Origin of the sequence: Vibrio sp. UCD-FRSSP16_30 (assembly GCF_001676025.1) — a bacterium.
Classification (GTDB): Bacteria; Pseudomonadota; Gammaproteobacteria; order Enterobacterales; family Vibrionaceae; genus Vibrio.
In genome coordinates, this window is sequence record NZ_LZFW01000001.1 from 1 (window position 1) to 16,913 (window position 16,913).

The window sequence follows — 16,913 nt, forward strand, 5'->3', positions numbered from 1 at the left end:
CCGCAGTCGTATTTAAGGCGTAATACCTCTTTGATTTTATTCATTGGAGTTCTCTTTTTGGCCATTATCGCTTCCTTTCCTTCTTGTTTTAGAAGTAAAGGATAGCGAGCTATTGATTTAAAAGAGAAAAAGGAAGGATTTCGGCCATTACGATCGCAGTTTTCGCTATTCCGATCATCGATTTCGGAGTTAGGTTAAAAGTGATCTGATAATCGCGGAATCAGCGATCGGTTTAAACCGAAATGGGTGATCGGATAATCCCGAAATGGGTGATCGGAATGCTCCGAAATATGCACTATATATAATCATTTCAGATATAAGATATAGACTTATTTCAAATAGGATGGTGTCAACGGTATTTATAATTAGTTGCTATATCAGTTCAAGTTGGATGGCGTGGTCGGATGTATTTAGTTCGATGATATTAATTTCAATTATAAGTATTTTGATATATTTCTTTAAGGTATGGGGTGGCGGTGATAGCAAGCTACTTATATCATTATCGCCATTATTTCCTTTTCATATATGGCCAATTGTATTGTATTGTATTGTATGTATTGGTGGGTTAGTGACTTTGTTTTATTGGTTTAAGGTTAGAGTGTTATTTGTAAATAATGTGGAGCGAGGGGTACCATACGGGGTGGCAATACTTTTAGGTACAAATCTCTGTTTAGGTGGAATTATAACTGGTGTGATTGCTATATAGAGATTAACGCATTATGAATACACGTATAATATTTGTTTTTTCATTTACAATAGTGTCAATAGCGCTCTTTATCCTTTTCCAAAATGTGAATGCTCGTGCTCAAAATAAAGTACATAAGGAATATGAATCACAAAAAGAGCAAATTAAAGAGGTAAGCTTTGTCCTTTGGAAAGCAAAAAAAGAATTAGAAAGAGGAGAAAAAGTAACAAAAACGGACTTTGTACGTATCGTGGTACCTCAAGAACAAGCACTTTCTTTAGGGGTTGATGGAGATGTATTGTTGCCGTTAGAGTCGGATGCATTAATAAATAGAAAGATCGATAAAGGAGAGTGGGTTTACTCTGAATTTATCTCTAATCCCAATGATAGTGGTTACTTAGACCTTCTTGCCTCTGAGGGAATGATTCTTTATCCACTACCGATTTCAACAATTAACCTGATTAATAATTACATTCGTCCAGGGGATAGAATTGACATCATTTCGGTTAGTTCACCATTAACTAATCTCGCTGATACTGGTGCGCGAATTACTCAATTTCGTGGAGTAAAAGCTCGTACAATTAAGCGAAATGTCAAGGTGTTGGCTTTTGAGCAAAAGCCTGTTGACTCTAAAGAACAAACCCCACAGAGCAGTAACTCTTTAAGTCCAAGAGTCTCCGCGGCTGGTGATTCTAAAACAACCGTAGTGATAGAAATTGAACCAGAATTTGTCTCTCGCCTCTCTTTAGCCCAGCGCACCATGCATCTAGAAATTTACCGCTCACAAACGAGTGGTGAAATTACTCCTGCCAATATGAGTGATGTGATTGAAAATTATCAAGGCATTCGTGAATTGCGCGGCGCAGAAACGCAAACCACTAATCCGGAGGTGTACTAATGTTAGTTAGATTATTTCGTTCATTGGCATTAGTGCTGTGTTTTGTCTCCTTACAAGCTCAGGCTTATTTAATCCCGCTTAATGATGCGCGTTCAGTACGCACCAAACAGCAAATTGGCACGGTATTTATGAGCCAGCCGACCATTGCTGATTATAAAGTCATCAATGAGCGCCAAATAGTAGTGTTCGCCAGTGCGATTGGTAAAACCCGTTTAATGATCTACGACATTGATGGCCGCTTGGTGGTCTCTAGAGTAGTAGAGGTGACTCAGCCCCTTAATCAAGTGCGTAGTGAGATTACTAAACGCTATCCAGATTTAGAGATTGAAGTGGTTCCTATGGGAGCCAAAATAGCGGTCAACGGTACGGTGTTTACTGAAAAACAGCGCGATGGTATTTATGCGTTAGTGGCAAGCATACTAGGTAAAGAACCGGTCGCTCGTTATCCAACCTTTGATATTCCTTTAGAGTTACCTGAACCATTTGAAGCAGATTCACAAACTCAATTTTATCGCAATTATACTTATAGTGATTTAATAGAGGGCTTGCAAATGAGCTTTCCTTTTCAAGTCAATGTACGCACTACAATAGCCGCGGTAGGTAGTGAATTTGAGGAAACAATTGGCATTGATTGGACATCAGGTGGTTCACCGGGTGTGTTTACTTTCCCAGATATGACTGCTACTGATTTATCAGCCACTATTACGGCTCTTGCTAATGACAATTTAGGGGAAGTGCTAGCAGAGCCTAATCTAACAGTACTTTCTGGCCAAGAAGCTTCTTTCTTAGTCGGTGGTGAAATCCCAATGATTACCTCTGATACCAACGGCACCACTATATCGTTTAAAGAATACGGTATTGGCCTAGATATCGCAGCCAAAGTACACAATGAACAAAAGATTCGACTGCGCGTTCAACCAAGTGTCAGCGTAGTGGACCAAATTTATAAAACCACCACTGCCGAAGTGCCTCAGTTATCAACTCGTAAAGCGACCACAACCATTGAAATCGCTGATGGACAAACTTTTATGATTGGCGGTTTGATGAACAGCGAAGATATAGAATCTCTACAAAAGATCCCTCTACTAGGCGATATCCCTTTATTTGGTGCGCTGTTTAGCAAAGCTACCACCAATCGTAAAACCACAGAAGTGGTGATTATCGCCACGGTTAATTTGGTTAAACCTACCAAAGCAGAACAATTGACTCTGCCTCGTATCCATAAAACCAATACTTTTTCGCGCTGGATGGGCATGAGTAATGAATTTGATGAACAGCGTCAACAAGATGCTCAATTGATTGAACTGCTTAATCGTGGAGGGTTTGCTCAATGATGAGATTTATTACTAGCGTATTGGCTATTTTATTGATTAGTGGTTGCGCCGATCATGCCTTACAAAATCGAGGCTCAGAGAGTGTGGCTTATCAAGAGCAACATCGATTTGAATTTAGCTTTCACTCTCAAAGTGAACAGCTTGATTTACAGCAAGTGAATTCATTAGTTGAGCAGTTTGATCTGCGTAAAGCGCGTTTTACGGTGCAATACCCGAGTGTCTATGAAAAGCAAGCTAGTGACTTAGTGCATTACTTAAAAGATATGAAGATTCGTCCGGATTGGATTACTAACGAAGCTTTAGATAAGGGCGATAGTGTGGTGCTAATCGTATCTCAATGGCAATCCGTGATTGAATATTGCAAGCCAGTAACGATCACTCTAGCAATGCCACAAGCAGGCTGCTCGGTAAAAACTAATCACACCATACAACTTGTTAACCCAGGGGCGAGAGTAAATTAATGGCGAATATGTTTGATCTCTCCGAAGAGCTTTCTCTCGATATTGATAAAAAGAAGAAATCTAGCCCCAAAGCAAATGCGCCAAAACAAAGTGGTGGTGCAACACTGTTTTTTAATGATGCAGAATGTAAAGAGACGGTCTTAGAAGCGTATAACTTTGAAGGATTAGAAGTGCCAACCTGTATTAAAGGCCTGCCTAATAGTGATAAGCAGCAAGCACTTGGTGATGTAGTGCTAGTGCAAATGACTCAATCACTAGACATTGAAATTGATGCCCAGCAAGTGAATGCGACTTTACCCAATAGTAAAACCGTCATTTTATTGGGCCAGACTGACTCTATTCATACTTTGCGCCGCTTAGAGAAAATGGGCTTTTACTATTTGCCGTGGCCGGTGGATAAATTAGAGCTTATTGAGTGCTTAAAACAAGCCAGTCGTGATGAGCGTAAGCGTTATGAAAGCGGTTATTTTCGTAAGGCCAAGCGTGTTGCTGTAGTGGGGACGAAAGGTGGCATAGGCACTTCTGTTATTGGTACAGAGTTGTGTAGCTTACTGGCAAAAAAAGGCAGTCGCACCGTATTGGTGGATCACCATTATTCTCTTAGTAACATCGATATTATTTTAAGTAAAAAAGAGCTAGAACAGGTCGATATCAGCAGTATTACTGTCGAGCCGAGCAAATTAGATGAAGAGTCTGCGAGCAGTTATCTCAACGAAGTAGAGCACAACTTTTTGTATCTTGGCTTTACTGGCGAAGATAAGCTCGATGAGCTGGAAAAATACACTAATACGGTCAGTGAAAAACTTAGTCGTCAGGCGAACTTTATCGTGAGTGATTATTCTGGGTCATTAGATTTCCCGGTTAAAGCCGAGACCTTAATTGCTGAGCATGATGTAGTGGTACTGATCACTGAGCCTTCTGTTTCTGGGATAAGAGCGACACAGCGTTTGCTGGATAAAATTAAAGATGTAGTAATTCCTCAGTTAGTTAGGCCACGTGTGATGGTGGTAATTAATCATCACCGACCAGAAGCATCGTTTAATTTAAACATTGAAGAAGTAGAACGCTTTTTAAAAGTGAAAGCGGATATGGTCATTCCATTTTATAAAACCGCTTCTAAGCAATTAATTGATGGCAAAAAACTGCAAGCATTAGAAAAAGGTAAACAAGTGCCTTTTACACAGCTTGCAATGGTCATTAACGGCCAAAATTTGAAGAAGAAAACGGGACTGTTTTCCGGTTTGTCTTTTAAGCGAGCTAAGAAATGAGCCTAACGAAAGAGTTGTACGAACAGTTTCGTGCGCAAATATTTGAAGTCATTGATGCCAGTGTCGTCAATCAGATGACTCCTCAAGAGCTTAATGCACAAATAGAACGAGCAATTGGCAAGCTGTGTGAAAACTATCCCACGCCAGTACCTGCGGTAACAAGGGCAGAGCTTAGTAAAAACTTAGTTGATGAACTTGTCGGTCTAGGACCGCTACAGCAATTAATGGAAGACGAGTCCATCTCTGACATCATGGTTAATGGTGTCGATGAAGTCTTTATAGAACGAAATGGTAAAACACAAAAAGTGGACATTTCGTTTATGAATCATCAGCAGCTTATCGAGATTGCTAAGCGTATCGCCAACAATGTTGGGCGACGTGTAGATGAGTCTAGCCCTTTATGTGATGCCCGTTTAGAAGATGGCAGTCGTGTGAACGTGGTTATTCCTCCTATTGCCTTAGATGGCGTTGCCATCTCTATTCGTAAGTTTAAAGAACAAAAATTAGGTCTCAGAGAGCTTGTTGGGTTTGGCGCAATGTCGCCGGCGATGGCGCGAGTATTAATGATTGCTGCCCGCTGCCGCTTAAACATTATCATCTCTGGTGGTACAGGCTCCGGCAAAACCACCATGCTCAATGCTTTGTCTCAATACATTGGTAATGATGAGCGAATTCTAACCATTGAAGATGCAGCAGAGCTTAGAATTCAGCAGCCGCACGTTGTGCGCTTGGAAACGCGCCCAGCAAGTACTGAAGGCTCGGGAGCTATTACTCAGCGAGACTTGGTGATCAACGCTCTGCGTATGCGTCCTGAACGAATTATCTTGGGTGAGTGTCGCGGCGCAGAAGCGTTTGAAATGTTGCAGGCAATGAACACCGGTCATGATGGGTCAATGTCGACATTACACGCTAACACCCCTCGTGATGCGATGTCACGTATTGAGTCGATGGTGATGATGGCTAACTTAGCACTGCCACTAGCGGCGATACGCCGAACAATTGTATCTGCTGTTAATCTGATTATTCAGGTCAACCGTTTGCGTGATGGTAGCCGTAAAGTTACTAGTATTACTGAAATTTATGGCCTTGAAGGTGAAGCGCCAGTAATGGAAGAGATTTTCCGCTTTTCTCAAGATACAGAGCAGGGCAAAGATAAAATCTCTGGTAGCTTCGTGACTTCAGGTTTACCGAGTCGCTCACAAATAAGCATTCGAGCTTCTGAATATGGTTTGTCCCGAGAACTTGAAGCTGCCTTTGAAATGGAAGCAGAAAGCGTATGAACATTTGGCTGCTGTTAAGCATGACTGTATTAGGTATTGGCTTGTTGGTTTACTTCAAGCGTAAGCCTGATCCTCGCTATGCTTTCTTGCAGCAAAATATTAAAAGTAAGAGTAATGAGCATTACGCTGTTAATTTTAAAGGATTAACTCAGTCTGGAATATTGCTGAAATTGAGCAATTTATGGAGTGTGATTCAAGCCTCCCTTGGTAAGAAAGCAGTGTTGAAAATATTTCTATTTATCGGGATTATTAATAGCGTAGGTATGTTTGTTAATCAAAGATGGTTCGATTTTCCCCTATGGGAGGTGAGTCTGATAGTAACTCTATTAGGTTTGTTTTTCGGGTTACGACTTGTAGTAGATAAACGACGCAAAGCTTTTGAAAATGACTTTCCTGATGCATTGAATATATTAATGAGTGCGGTGACTGCAGGCGAAGGTATCAATGCTGCGTTTGCTTATGTGGCAAAAGTCTCGGACAACGACGTGGGACGAGAGTTTAAAGATATTTCTGACCGAATGCGTTTAGGTGAATCTACTCAGGCTATTTTTGATCGTTCTTGTAAGCGCTTCCCTTATCCTCCTTTTTTGTTTTTTGTTATTACTATTCGCGCCAATATGGAACGTGGAGGTCAATTAAAAAATGTATTAAGTAAGTTAATTCGAGTATTAGTTGAAGCTAAAAACTTAGAAAAAAAGAAGATGGCAATGACATCTGAAGCCCGGATTTCTGCAAAAATTGTCGGTGCTTTACCATTTTGCTTTCTGATGTTACTTAATTGGTTAAATCCAAAAGATCTTGAATTTGTATTATTTAACCCCGATGGACGATGGATATTATATTACCTTTTGATGAGTGAAGGTCTTGGTATGTTTATTGTTTGGTGGCTAGTAAAGAGTATTCGCTGATGTTAATGGTTATATTTTTTGTGCTTGCCTCAACATTAATAGCACTAGGAATTACTTTATATTTAAATCATAAAGCAAAACAATATAAAGTTAAATGTTTTTTAGATAGCAAAAAGCAAGCAAATTTCAGTGTTGTTCATGAGTTGCTTGGCGGTGTAGGTAAGAGCACACAAAGGGAAAATAGAGATAAGTTTGAAGATGCAGGAATTTATAATCGTGAGCTATTGCGTTATTACACGCCCATTAAGCTGAGTTTATTTGTCCTTTGTACATTTGCTATTTTATTATTTCTACATGAAACAATTGAAATGTTAATTAGTTTTACTGGAGCTATTATTATGGTGATTGTGGCCCCCTGATATGTATTTAGCTTGGCGTAAAAAAAGACTCATAGAGAAAAATTCACGCCAACTTCCTTATATGATAGATATGATGGCAGTTTGTATTCAAACAGGAATGACATTAGAAGGCGCATTTCGTTATTTAGGGGATGAACTTAAAGGCTTTGATAAAGACTTATGTTATCAAATTCGTAAAACCTCAGATGCAGCAGAAGTTAAGGGAATGGAAGTGGCGTTAAAGGATTTGAGTAAACGTATTCCCACTCCACAAGTACGAAGCTTTGCGCTAACTTTAACGCAAAATATTCAATATGGTACTTCTATTGCACCAGTGCTATCTGATTTGGCAGAAGATTTTCGTAATGAACAAATTTTATTAATGGAAGAAAAAGTAGGTAAGTTATCAGCTCAAATGAGTGGACCTTTAATTTTGTTCATTATGTTCCCTATTCTGGTGTTAATTTTAGCTCCGGGTATAACTCGCATGATGTCAGGTAATTAGTATGCGTAATTTTATGTTTATTTTTACTTTATTTATTACTGGTTGCGCTACTCAGTCTAGCCATACCGAAGAGCAGTTAGTATCACAATTGACGGTCAGTAAAAATTACTCTGGTTTAATTGAATTATATAAATCCAAGGTAGTAGCTAACGATAAAGATTGGCTATCACAGCAGCTATTAGCTGAAGCTTACTTGGCTAATGAAGATATTGAATCTGCAGATTTTTATATTCAGCGAGTATTAACACTTTCACCTAAGCCAACTGCCGATGCTCACCTGATCAAAGGCAAGATATTAGCTAAAAACTTTAGTTATGAAGAGGCAATAGAACAATATTCTCAAGCTATGGTATTGGGTTTAAATAGCGCTGATCTATATATGAGTCGAGGTATTGCACTTGCTCAGGCCAAGCATTACGAAACCGCGATTGATAGTTTTAATTTGGCTCGTTTACGTGGTTTTGACGAAGTATCCGTGAAAAACAATATTGCGATGGTGCATATCTACCAAGGGGACTTTCAATCTGCGGTAGACATTTTATTACCTATTTATGAGCAAGACAGCAGTAATAGTAAGGTGAATGCGAATCTAAAGTTGAGTGTGATGAAGCTTGAAGGTGAAGATAGTCTTGAAATACAAGATGAGCCTGTTGCTGAAGTCTTAGTGCTAAATGATCCAGCAAAAAAATCTGTGGGCTCAGAGCTTACTGTCAATAAAGAGAATCAACCTATACCCGATATCGTTGATACACAAGTAGAGGTTACTTCTATTAGTGCTGAAGCGTTCTTTGAAGCTGATGCGCCGCTAAATGTACAAAAGAATGAACCTCAGCAGCGTCGTTATTATCTGCAGTTGGGCGCTTACGACAATATGCCTGAAGCATTACAAAAAAGAAATGAGCTTTTGGATACACAATTGCCAATTACTATCCGTCCTGCTGATTTAGGTAAATCAGGTACTTGGTATCGTTTGTTGACTGGGGACTTTGATTCTTATCGTCAGGCGCAATCATTTGCTAAGCAAAATATACTACTACTGGATGGCCATGATTACTTTATTCAGGTAATAAAATAAATGAAATGTAAGAGTAGGTGGAAAGAAAAAGGAGTTGTATCCATAGAGTTTGCTCTGGGAGGGTTTGCATTATTTCTAGCATTATTTTCTGTTTTAGAGTTGGGGCGCTTTTCATTTATTGTGAATCTTACGGATGCCACACTGTCAGAGAGTACTCGTAAAATTCGTATTTATGATGGACAGACTCTAGGTGCTGTTTACAAAGAGCGATTAGATGAAGTGTTGGAAAGTGATGATTCTTTTTGGAATCGACTGGGGTTTCTGAACTACACAGATTTCTCTTTTGTAATTGAAACATACACATCCTTAGAAGCTGTACAACTGCAAACCCCTGTTGCGGGGTGCGAGCGTTGTCCGTTAGTGATGTATCAGCTGAGTTATCACTACAGCCCTGTTGTATTTGAGACTGTGCTCCCTAGTGCAATCATTTCTCGACGCATTTTAACCGTTCAAGAGCATGAAGGGTGGGAAGATGAAGAGAGTTAATTATCAAAAAGGTGCTTTTACTGTAGAGCTAGCATTTGGCATGACTATCTTAATCATCATGATGTTCTTTATTGGTGATTTGGCCGCACTATTATCAGCAAAAACACAATCAGGGCAGGTGAGCTACGCCATTGCTACAGCGACAAAAGAGCGAAGCCGATTTTTTGAGGGTAGACATACTTTATCTGAAGATGATTTTGACTTACTTAATAGTATTGCGGGCGATATGTTAGAGCACCAAGCCCCTGAAAAACAAGACGGTTATGGGATTACGATTGAGGGTTTTGATGATAAGGGCTCTGAGTCTTTCACAAAACCTTTTGATGATAACGAAACTTGTCAGCCATCGACCTCCATTGAACATTTAGGTCATCTACGCCCTAAACGAGAGGATGGCGTTATGTTCCCTATTTATCAGGTCACCATCTGCATCAAGATGGAAGGCACGTCACAATATTTTCCTGGCATGAGATATGTAAAAAGCTCATCGGTGTTGCCAGGACGCTAACTCAAGGAAGGTTTAGATGAAATATTTTAGGAAACAAAGGGGCGTAGCGATTATCGTTATCGCATTAAGTATGGTTGCAATCGGGGGGATGGCGCAACTGGCTATTGAAGGCGGGCGAATGATTCAAGAAACCAATCGTTTGGCTGATGCTTCGGAAGCAGCGACCCTTGCAGTAGCGATAGCAAATAATACAGAAGAAGGCTATGCAGATAAGGTGGCCCGTGATTATCTTGAGCAGTACTTACCTAATGTTGCAATCAATGATGTAAAAGTAATTCGCGGGGAAGGTAAAGAAGTTATTGATGGTAATACGCTTTATTATGTTCAATATGAAGTGGAAGCCAATGCCACTTTTGATGCCCAAATCAACTTTTTGGACAATGATGGTGCGAATATAACTGAAACTCGTTCAGTTGATAATGATGCGATGGCACGCACTTATATGTTGCCATCGGATTTAGACCTTGTGTTTGTGGCTGATTTTTCTGGATCTATGAATGATCCGTGGGGAGATAAAACCCAACTGCAACATTTAAAAGATCAGGTTGATATAATTTCAAAAGACTTGTTGTCTAGCAGTGCGACTAATGCCGGCTATGCTCATCGAATAGGGTTTGTTCCTTTTAATTTAAGGACTAGAGAAAAGTTGGCTGGTGAAAATGAATACCGTTGTGTGACAGAGCTAGAATATAAAACGAATATTTCTGGTACGAAAATCAATTATACAGGTATAGATTGGCATTACTGGGGAAAGAAAAATGCAAATGATGTAAGTAACTGTATATCAAAGGAAGGAGTCTGTGAAAAAAATACGAACTTACAAAAACAAGCGTCTTTTATAGATGATGTGTTTAAAAAATCAAAAAGTGAAGTTATCAACAATAGTTATTATCGTTATCCGGATCCTAAATTCTATGTTGATATAGATAAAACAGCCATAAATTGGTTAGAATCGAAAACTAAAGTTAGTAATTTACATCCGGAAGCTAGTAATACTGGTACTAATTTATTTCATACAGGCATGTGTGGAGATGCAGCAAAATTTGAGTCAATACACTTATCTTTAGAAGCCCCTGCAGTAGAAGAGATGAAAGCAAGTGGTTGGACATCTGTTTACCAAGGGTTAATTCGTGGAGCTCAAATTCTTGCTGAAGGACGAACGACTTTAGATGATCCAGATAAAAGTGATAAATATCATGAGCGAGCTCAAATGCTATTGATTCTTAGCGACGGGCAAGAGAACCCTTATCAAAGTACCTTCACCGACCTGGTTAATGCGGGGCTTTGTTCGAATATTCGTGAACATTTTATTGAGCATGATAGTCCTTTATATATTGGTGTTATAGGTATCAACTTTGATGCATCTGAAGAATCAGAATTCCATAAATGCGCCGATGGAATTATCGATGTAAGTCATAGCCAAGATCTTCTCGATAAAATCCAAGAGCTAATCCAAAAAGGTGCCGCCACCAACGGCGTATCTCGCCTATACGATAAAACACTGTAAGGAAAGATTATGAGATTATTAGTCGGTGCATTTTCATTAGGTCTTTTCGCTTTTAGCGCGTATGCAGCTGATTCTGCAGTGAATGCCAATATAGAGCAATTATGTTCTACCGAACATATGTTGGTTAAGCACTCTGTCACTATTGGAGAAGCTTATGCGGTTGCGGGGAATCGTGGACAGCATTATCAAATTCAACCGTCATTAAATAATGAGCAGAAATCTAAATTGAAAACTACACCTATTTCATTAGATGAGGGGTGCTTTGAGTATCTCAACAGTAATAATCTATTACAGGTTGATTCTAGCGGTGTGATTGCGCGGGTGTATTTTAATTTTGATCAAAGTGATTTAACGGAGACCTCTAAGGTTACGTTAACGGCGCTGGCTCAGCGTTTAAAAGATCTTAATGAAGTGCCGAAGTTAGAGGTTGTGGGTCATACCGATAATGTGGGCAGTGATGAATATAATAAAAAGCTAGGAGAGCATCGCGCTCAGACCAGTAAAGTGTATTTGGTTGAAAATGACATTACTAAAGAGATACTTTCAGCACATTCAGCCAGTTTTTCTCAGCCGCTAAAAGACAATGATACTGAGCAAGGACGAGCGGCGAATCGTAGAGTTGAGATTAAGATCTCAGACCCATCTTAAACTGTTTGAATATACCGCTCATTTCGCTAACGTATATAACAACTTAGCCGATACGCTTTAATAAGTGCTATCGGCTTATTTCTTTCTAATACAGCAAATCTCTTATGACCTTATCTAGTAAACACAAACGATTCTCCTTTAGCGCACTCGCATTGTTAGTAATTGCGATGTTCAGTTTAAATTTGTACTTACTGCCAGATGAGCAAGTACTGCTTTATGATACAAAGCGACTGTTTTTATGTGCTTTGGTTGTGCTTACTTGTATCAGCCTTATGTTTTCTGGTGAGTTAAGGCGTCAAATTATTCATCGTTATGTTAGTGCAAGTATTGCAGTGCGTATTTTGATTGCGACATTCTTTGTTTTTGCTCTGGTAGCTGAATTGTTTGGGCTTTATCCTGAAAAGGGAATAGTTCTTTACTTCTATTTTGTTGGTCTACTGTTTTTAATCCTTTGTTTTTCTTTAGAACAACCATCTCGAAGCAGCTTTAAGCTTATTTCTCTCATTATTTTCTGTAGTTTTCTATCGGTTTTTATCGGTTATTCTGTGGCTACTTTTTGGGGAGATGGAGCAACAATCTTCACCATTTTAAGCTATGTAAATCCTCGATTTCTAAATCAAGTTCAAATTTGGCTCGTTATCCCAAGCTTATATATGGTTTTAGTATCCAAAGATAAGGCGAGTTATCTATTTCCAATTCTTAATTTTGCCATGATGTTTGCATTGGATGCACGAGGTTTGGCGATTGCTTCTTTGGGGGGGATAGTGTTGTGGTTATTAATAGATAAGCACAACCGTTATGCTATTTTTAAAATATCATTACTTTCTCTCATATTGGGTTTATTGGTATCGGTGATCTTTTTATCACCATTACCTAGCTATTTAATGCATGGTCAAGGATCTCAAACGTTACTTGATCTACGAGATACGACAGCTGATAGGTGGACTTTGTGGCAATACGTTATTGAGCAAGCTAAGTTTTTTGGGTTGGGTGGTAATGGTTTTGTCTGTACTTCTATTCGTGAAATTCGTCCTCACAACTCAGTGCTATATGTATTACTCAACTGGGGCGTTATTCCTGCGATATGTTATATCTCTTTAGGACTAATCCTTCTAAAACAAGTGATCTCTGAAACTCACATCCGTTACCGTATTATCGGTCTAACTCTATTGTCTGGGCTTGCACATAGTTTAGTTTCAGGAGTCCTAGATTCTCCTCTAAGTCTCTTATTGGCCTGCCTATTCACAGGATGGTTCTGCGGAAGAAAGCCTCTAATAAAATCGACAACCAAACCCACCCCTCGTTGGGCGCACATTGCATTAATTACTGTTGCAGTGCTGTGCATCGTTTCTGTGAGCTATAAAGTGAGCATTCGTGTGCAAAATAACTTCTATATCGATCATGTAGAGGAAGTTCTAAGACCTCAATTTTGGCTAGGTAATAATTGCCCTAACAAATAACTACTCAACAGGTTTCATTTGAGTTAACACATTCATGAGGATTATGGAGTGGTTTTGATGTCAATAGTGAGACCTATCGCAAATAACTGATTTACTTAATATTATTGAAATAGAAATATCATTAAATTCTATGTATAAGTACGGGTTAGATAGTTTGGTTTCATATGTCATTTTTTGATGAATCGAAAATCCAAGCAAAAAAGCAGTCATAAATAGATTGCAAATAACTCAATGGCTAACTAGCCGCGTGACATAGAAAGTTGTGGTTTATTTTAGCTCATGGGATGAGCGCGATTATTAGGTTTTAAATAAACAATGATTGAAGCAATAGAAGCTTTCATATTAGCAGCAGAGAATAATTCATTTAGCATTGCTGCAAAAAAATTGGGGAAAAGTCAGTCTGCGGTAAGTCAGTTGATCCATAATCTAGAAATAGACTTGGGCTATGAACTGTTTACTCGAAAAGGGCGTTTTATCTCTCTTAACGATAATGGACATGCATTATTGAAACAAGCGCGGCTGGTTAAAGCGCAGTACACTCGTTTTGTGACTCATGCGGAGCAACTCAAAACCAACCAAAAGCAGCGTATCAACATCGGGATTGATCCACTGCTTTGCCCAAAAAATACCACTCGACTGATTCAACAATTTGAAGTGACTTTTTCTTCAGTCGAAGTGCACCTTGTTTATCGAGATAGCCAATCGTTGAATACACTTTTGCTCGCAAAAGAGTTGGACATTGTGATTGGTGGCAATGATGACTTCTTGCCATCATCGGAGTTTCATACTGAAAGTATTGGTTCTGTCGAGAATATTTGGATAGCGCAAGAGCAGTCTATTGCACGTATTAACTCAGCTGAACAGCTATTTGAGTTGAGTTCTTATCGCTATTTAATTCCACCCCAATTTGAAACGGAAGCATTAAAAGCGATTACCGATATTGCCTCGGTTTGGCGTATTGATGACATCAATACCTTGTATAAAATGTGTGAGTCGGGCTCAAATATTGCCTGCATTCCACATAATGCATTGGTTACTCTGTCACAACATGAAAACTTGCGAGTGATCAGCTCTCGTCTATTACCAAAAGTGAAAAAAGGCTTAGCCCTGAGTTGGTATTTGGATTCTCGCACTACGCCATTTTGTCATTGGATTAGCCAATCGTTACAAAATAACCCGAATGCAACTCCAAATGCTAACCTAGTTTCGCGAGTTTTAGCCCCCGCCTAATCTGTTTGCAATGACGAACTTTATGCACAAAGCCTAGTACTGACTAGGCTTTGTTACGTTTGGTTTAGCAACAATTAAACTTTGGCAAGCATATCTATGCAGATTTCCAGTTAATGGGTCAGAAATTTGATGCGCTTCAAATCGTTGCGAGAGAGTTACGGAAAACCTTCGATTTCGCTTATAACTTAGGCGCTTAGGCTGTATGGACGTTAAGGCCTTGTGATATTATAGCCACTCGTTTTCATAGATGAATTTGTTGATGCTACAAGTTACTGAACTATCTGCAATTAGAGATGAAAGAATTTTATTTGATGACCTGTCTTTTAATATGCAGGCTGGCGATCTCGTGCAAGTTGAGGGGCGTAATGGCACCGGTAAAACTACCTTGCTACGAATCATCGCAGGGCTAGGAGACAAAGAATCGGGAGAGATAAAGTGGAAACAACAATCCATTTTTTCTGATCGTGAAAGCTTTCATCAAGACTTATTGTTTTTAGGGCATCAAACGGGCATTAAACGAGATTTAAGTGCGTATGAAAACTTATCTTTTTACCTTAGCTTTAGTGACCAGTCGTACACTCAAGATGAAGTTTGGCAGGCATTGACTAAAGTGGGACTTGCCGGACGTGAAGATGTTCCTGTCGCAACATTGTCAGCCGGTCAGCAAAGACGTGTGGCACTGGCAAGGCTGTGGCTAAGTAAGCACCCTCTATGGATTTTAGATGAGCCGCTGACTGCAATCGATAAGCAAGGCGTTAAAGTATTAGAGCAATTGTTTGTGCAGCACACAGAGCAGGGCGGCATGGTGTTATTAACCACTCACCAAGATTTGTTTGAAAATAGCACAAAACTTCGCAAGATAAGGTTGGGACACTGATGCTAAACCATATGGGGTCGATTATCCGCCGCGAGCTTTTGATCGCATTTCGACGCCGCGCCGACATTTTCAATCCGCTGTGGTTTTTTATCATAGTGATCACCTTATTCCCTCTGGGTATCGGTCCTGAGCCAAATCTACTTATTCGTATCGCGCCGGGCATTATCTGGGTGGCCGCGCTTTTGGCTGCATTATTGTCACTTGAACGATTGTTTAAAGATGACTACCAAGACGGCGCTTTAGAGCAACTAATGCTACAGCCATTACCTCTGCCGCTAGTGGTGATCTCTAAAGTGATTGCCCACTGGATCCTAACGGGCTTGCCTCTGATTTTAATTAGTCCGTTATTAGCAGTATTGCTTAGCCTTAGCTGGGACTCGTGGATTGCAGTGCTAGTGACATTACTTCTTGGTACACCAACCTTGAGCTTCTTAGGCGCAATTGGAGTTGGTTTAACCGTTGGATTACAAAAGGGTGGGGTTTTACTTAGCCTGCTTATTTTACCTCTTTATATACCGGTTCTCATTTTTGCTACATCCGCAATTGATGTAGCCAGTGCCGGCGCATCTTATAACGGTCAATTGGCGGTTATGGGCGCAATTTTAGTAGCTTCAATTACATTAACGCCTTTTGCGACGAGCGCGGCATTGCGCGTCTCAGTCAATTAATTTTAATTTCTCAGAGAGTAAAAAAACATGTGGAAGTGGCTCCATCCTTACGCAAAATCTGAAGCAACCTACCAACTGAGTGGGAAGCTGCAACCGTGGTTTACCGCTTTAGCTTTATTGTGTCTTACCTGCGGGACTGTGTGGGGTTTGGCGTTTGCGCCAAGTGATTACCAGCAAGGTGACAGCTTTAGAATTATCTATATCCATGTGCCATCGGCTATTTGGTCAATGGGCGCTTATATGGCAATGGCGATTGCCGCTTTTGTTGGTTTGGTTTGGCAGTTGCGACTGGCTAGCCTGGCGGCGCTGGCAATTGCGCCAATTGGCGCGGTATTTACTTTTATCGCTTTGGTGACTGGCGCTATATGGGGTAAACCTATGTGGGGCACATGGTGGGTATGGGATGCACGCTTAACCTCTGAGCTAGTTCTATTGTTTGTTTATCTTGGGGTGATTGGTTTGTATCACGCTTTTGATGATCAAAAAACAGCGGCCAAAGCAGCCGGTATTTTAGCGGTTGTTGGCGTTATTAATCTGCCGATTATCCATTTCTCTGTGGAATGGTGGAACACCCTACACCAAGGTGCAAGTATTACAAAATTTGCTAAACCATCGATATCTAACGATATGTTGTGGCCTCTGCTACTCAATATTTTTGGCTTTGCCTTTTTCCTAGGTTCGGTTTCTATGATTCGTTTTAGAACGGCGATTTTACAAAAAGAAGCTCATCGACCTTGGGTTCAGCAACTTGCTAAACGCACATTTATCAAAGGGTAA

17 protein-coding genes and 1 pseudogene are annotated in these 16,913 nt (G+C 40.0%); all 18 read left to right on the forward strand.

Features of this window, described 5'->3' with window-relative positions; all coding sequences use genetic code 11:
- Positions 1-265 precede the first annotated feature (265 nt).
- The 18 genes and pseudogenes from A9260_RS17225 (at position 266) to A9260_RS00090 (ending at position 16,913) form a co-directional block, all read left to right on the forward strand.
- A complete protein-coding gene (locus A9260_RS17225; protein WP_068694936.1) occupies positions 266-706 on the forward strand; it encodes a prepilin peptidase in 441 nt (146 codons plus the stop codon).
- Positions 707-719: 13 nt separating this feature from the next.
- Positions 720-1,583, forward strand: coding sequence for an RcpC/CpaB family pilus assembly protein (locus A9260_RS00010; protein WP_068694938.1), 864 nt, complete (start codon positions 720-722; stop codon positions 1,581-1,583).
- The gene (locus A9260_RS00015) at positions 1,583-2,917 is read left to right on the forward strand and encodes a type II and III secretion system protein family protein (RefSeq protein WP_068694940.1); all 1,335 of its coding nucleotides are present in this window, start codon (positions 1,583-1,585) and stop codon (positions 2,915-2,917) included. The genes A9260_RS00010 and A9260_RS00015 overlap by 1 nt, the downstream gene beginning before the upstream one ends.
- Complete coding sequence (locus A9260_RS00020) at positions 2,914-3,378, forward strand: hypothetical protein (protein ID WP_231892610.1); 465 nt, start codon at positions 2,914-2,916, stop codon at positions 3,376-3,378. The genes A9260_RS00015 and A9260_RS00020 overlap by 4 nt, the downstream gene beginning before the upstream one ends.
- Positions 3,378-4,646, forward strand: coding sequence for an AAA family ATPase (locus A9260_RS00025; protein ID WP_068694942.1), 1,269 nt, complete (start codon positions 3,378-3,380; stop codon positions 4,644-4,646). Before A9260_RS00020 ends, A9260_RS00025 begins: the two co-directional genes overlap by 1 nt.
- On the forward strand, positions 4,643-5,926 hold the full coding sequence (locus tag A9260_RS00030) for a CpaF family protein (protein WP_068694944.1): 1,284 nt from the start codon (positions 4,643-4,645) through the stop codon (positions 5,924-5,926). The genes A9260_RS00025 and A9260_RS00030 overlap by 4 nt, the downstream gene beginning before the upstream one ends.
- The gene (locus A9260_RS00035) at positions 5,923-6,834 is read left to right on the forward strand and encodes a type II secretion system F family protein (RefSeq protein ID WP_068694946.1); all 912 of its coding nucleotides are present in this window, start codon (positions 5,923-5,925) and stop codon (positions 6,832-6,834) included. The genes A9260_RS00030 and A9260_RS00035 overlap by 4 nt, the downstream gene beginning before the upstream one ends.
- A pseudogene (locus A9260_RS17205) lies at positions 6,834-7,677 on the forward strand (type II secretion system F family protein). The gene A9260_RS00035 and the pseudogene A9260_RS17205 overlap by 1 nt, the downstream one beginning before the upstream one ends.
- Position 7,678: 1 nt before the next feature.
- On the forward strand, positions 7,679-8,752 hold the full coding sequence (locus A9260_RS00045) for an SPOR domain-containing protein (RefSeq protein ID WP_068694948.1): 1,074 nt from the start codon (positions 7,679-7,681) through the stop codon (positions 8,750-8,752).
- Positions 8,753-9,238, forward strand: a complete 486-nt coding sequence (locus tag A9260_RS00050; RefSeq protein ID WP_068694950.1) for a TadE/TadG family type IV pilus assembly protein — start codon at positions 8,753-8,755, stop codon at positions 9,236-9,238.
- The gene (tadF, locus tag A9260_RS00055) at positions 9,225-9,746 is read left to right on the forward strand and encodes a tight adherence pilus pseudopilin TadF (RefSeq protein ID WP_068694952.1); all 522 of its coding nucleotides are present in this window, start codon (positions 9,225-9,227) and stop codon (positions 9,744-9,746) included. The genes A9260_RS00050 and tadF overlap by 14 nt, the downstream gene beginning before the upstream one ends.
- A gap of 16 nt (positions 9,747-9,762) precedes the next feature.
- A complete protein-coding gene (locus A9260_RS00060) occupies positions 9,763-11,253 on the forward strand; it encodes a TadE/TadG family type IV pilus assembly protein (RefSeq protein ID WP_068694954.1) in 1,491 nt (496 codons plus the stop codon).
- A gap of 9 nt (positions 11,254-11,262) precedes the next feature.
- Positions 11,263-11,901, forward strand: a complete 639-nt coding sequence (locus A9260_RS00065) for an OmpA family protein (RefSeq protein WP_068694956.1) — start codon at positions 11,263-11,265, stop codon at positions 11,899-11,901.
- A gap of 104 nt (positions 11,902-12,005) precedes the next feature.
- Entirely contained in the window at positions 12,006-13,361 is a 1,356-nt protein-coding gene (locus tag A9260_RS00070; protein WP_156683979.1) for a hypothetical protein, read from the forward strand.
- A gap of 315 nt (positions 13,362-13,676) precedes the next feature.
- A complete protein-coding gene (locus A9260_RS00075) occupies positions 13,677-14,591 on the forward strand; it encodes a LysR family transcriptional regulator (RefSeq protein ID WP_068694960.1) in 915 nt (304 codons plus the stop codon).
- 259 nt (positions 14,592-14,850) lie between these two features.
- Positions 14,851-15,468, forward strand: coding sequence for a cytochrome c biogenesis heme-transporting ATPase CcmA (ccmA, locus tag A9260_RS00080; protein WP_068694962.1), 618 nt, complete (start codon positions 14,851-14,853; stop codon positions 15,466-15,468).
- Positions 15,468-16,136 (forward strand): heme exporter protein CcmB, encoded by a 669-nt coding sequence (gene ccmB / locus A9260_RS00085; RefSeq protein ID WP_068694964.1) that lies wholly within the window; start codon positions 15,468-15,470, stop codon positions 16,134-16,136. Before ccmA ends, ccmB begins: the two co-directional genes overlap by 1 nt.
- Before the next feature lie 27 nt (positions 16,137-16,163).
- Positions 16,164-16,913, forward strand: coding sequence for a heme ABC transporter permease (locus A9260_RS00090; RefSeq protein ID WP_068694966.1), 750 nt, complete (start codon positions 16,164-16,166; stop codon positions 16,911-16,913).

Excerpts from the sequence above, each read along its gene's own strand:
- A9260_RS17225 (WP_068694936.1), top strand. The coding sequence starts at position 266 with ATGGGTGATCGGAATGCTCCGAAATATGCACTATATATAATCATTTCA.
- A9260_RS00010 (WP_068694938.1), top strand. The coding sequence starts at position 720 with ATGAATACACGTATAATATTTGTTTTTTCATTTACAATAGTGTCAATA.
- A9260_RS00015 (WP_068694940.1), top strand. The coding sequence starts at position 1,583 with ATGTTAGTTAGATTATTTCGTTCATTGGCATTAGTGCTGTGTTTTGTC.
- A9260_RS00020 (WP_231892610.1), top strand. The coding sequence starts at position 2,914 with ATGATGAGATTTATTACTAGCGTATTGGCTATTTTATTGATTAGTGGT.
- A9260_RS00025 (WP_068694942.1), top strand. The coding sequence starts at position 3,378 with ATGGCGAATATGTTTGATCTCTCCGAAGAGCTTTCTCTCGATATTGAT.
- A9260_RS00030 (WP_068694944.1), top strand. The coding sequence starts at position 4,643 with ATGAGCCTAACGAAAGAGTTGTACGAACAGTTTCGTGCGCAAATATTT.
- A9260_RS00035 (WP_068694946.1), top strand. The coding sequence starts at position 5,923 with ATGAACATTTGGCTGCTGTTAAGCATGACTGTATTAGGTATTGGCTTG.
- A9260_RS00045 (WP_068694948.1), top strand. The coding sequence starts at position 7,679 with ATGCGTAATTTTATGTTTATTTTTACTTTATTTATTACTGGTTGCGCT.
- A9260_RS00050 (WP_068694950.1), top strand. The coding sequence starts at position 8,753 with ATGAAATGTAAGAGTAGGTGGAAAGAAAAAGGAGTTGTATCCATAGAG.
- tadF (WP_068694952.1), top strand. The coding sequence starts at position 9,225 with ATGAAGAGAGTTAATTATCAAAAAGGTGCTTTTACTGTAGAGCTAGCA.
- A9260_RS00060 (WP_068694954.1), top strand. The coding sequence starts at position 9,763 with ATGAAATATTTTAGGAAACAAAGGGGCGTAGCGATTATCGTTATCGCA.
- A9260_RS00065 (WP_068694956.1), top strand. The coding sequence starts at position 11,263 with ATGAGATTATTAGTCGGTGCATTTTCATTAGGTCTTTTCGCTTTTAGC.
- A9260_RS00070 (WP_156683979.1), top strand. The coding sequence starts at position 12,006 with ATGACCTTATCTAGTAAACACAAACGATTCTCCTTTAGCGCACTCGCA.
- A9260_RS00075 (WP_068694960.1), top strand. The coding sequence starts at position 13,677 with ATGATTGAAGCAATAGAAGCTTTCATATTAGCAGCAGAGAATAATTCA.
- ccmA (WP_068694962.1), top strand. The coding sequence starts at position 14,851 with ATGCTACAAGTTACTGAACTATCTGCAATTAGAGATGAAAGAATTTTA.
- ccmB (WP_068694964.1), top strand. The coding sequence starts at position 15,468 with ATGCTAAACCATATGGGGTCGATTATCCGCCGCGAGCTTTTGATCGCA.
- A9260_RS00090 (WP_068694966.1), top strand. The coding sequence starts at position 16,164 with ATGTGGAAGTGGCTCCATCCTTACGCAAAATCTGAAGCAACCTACCAA.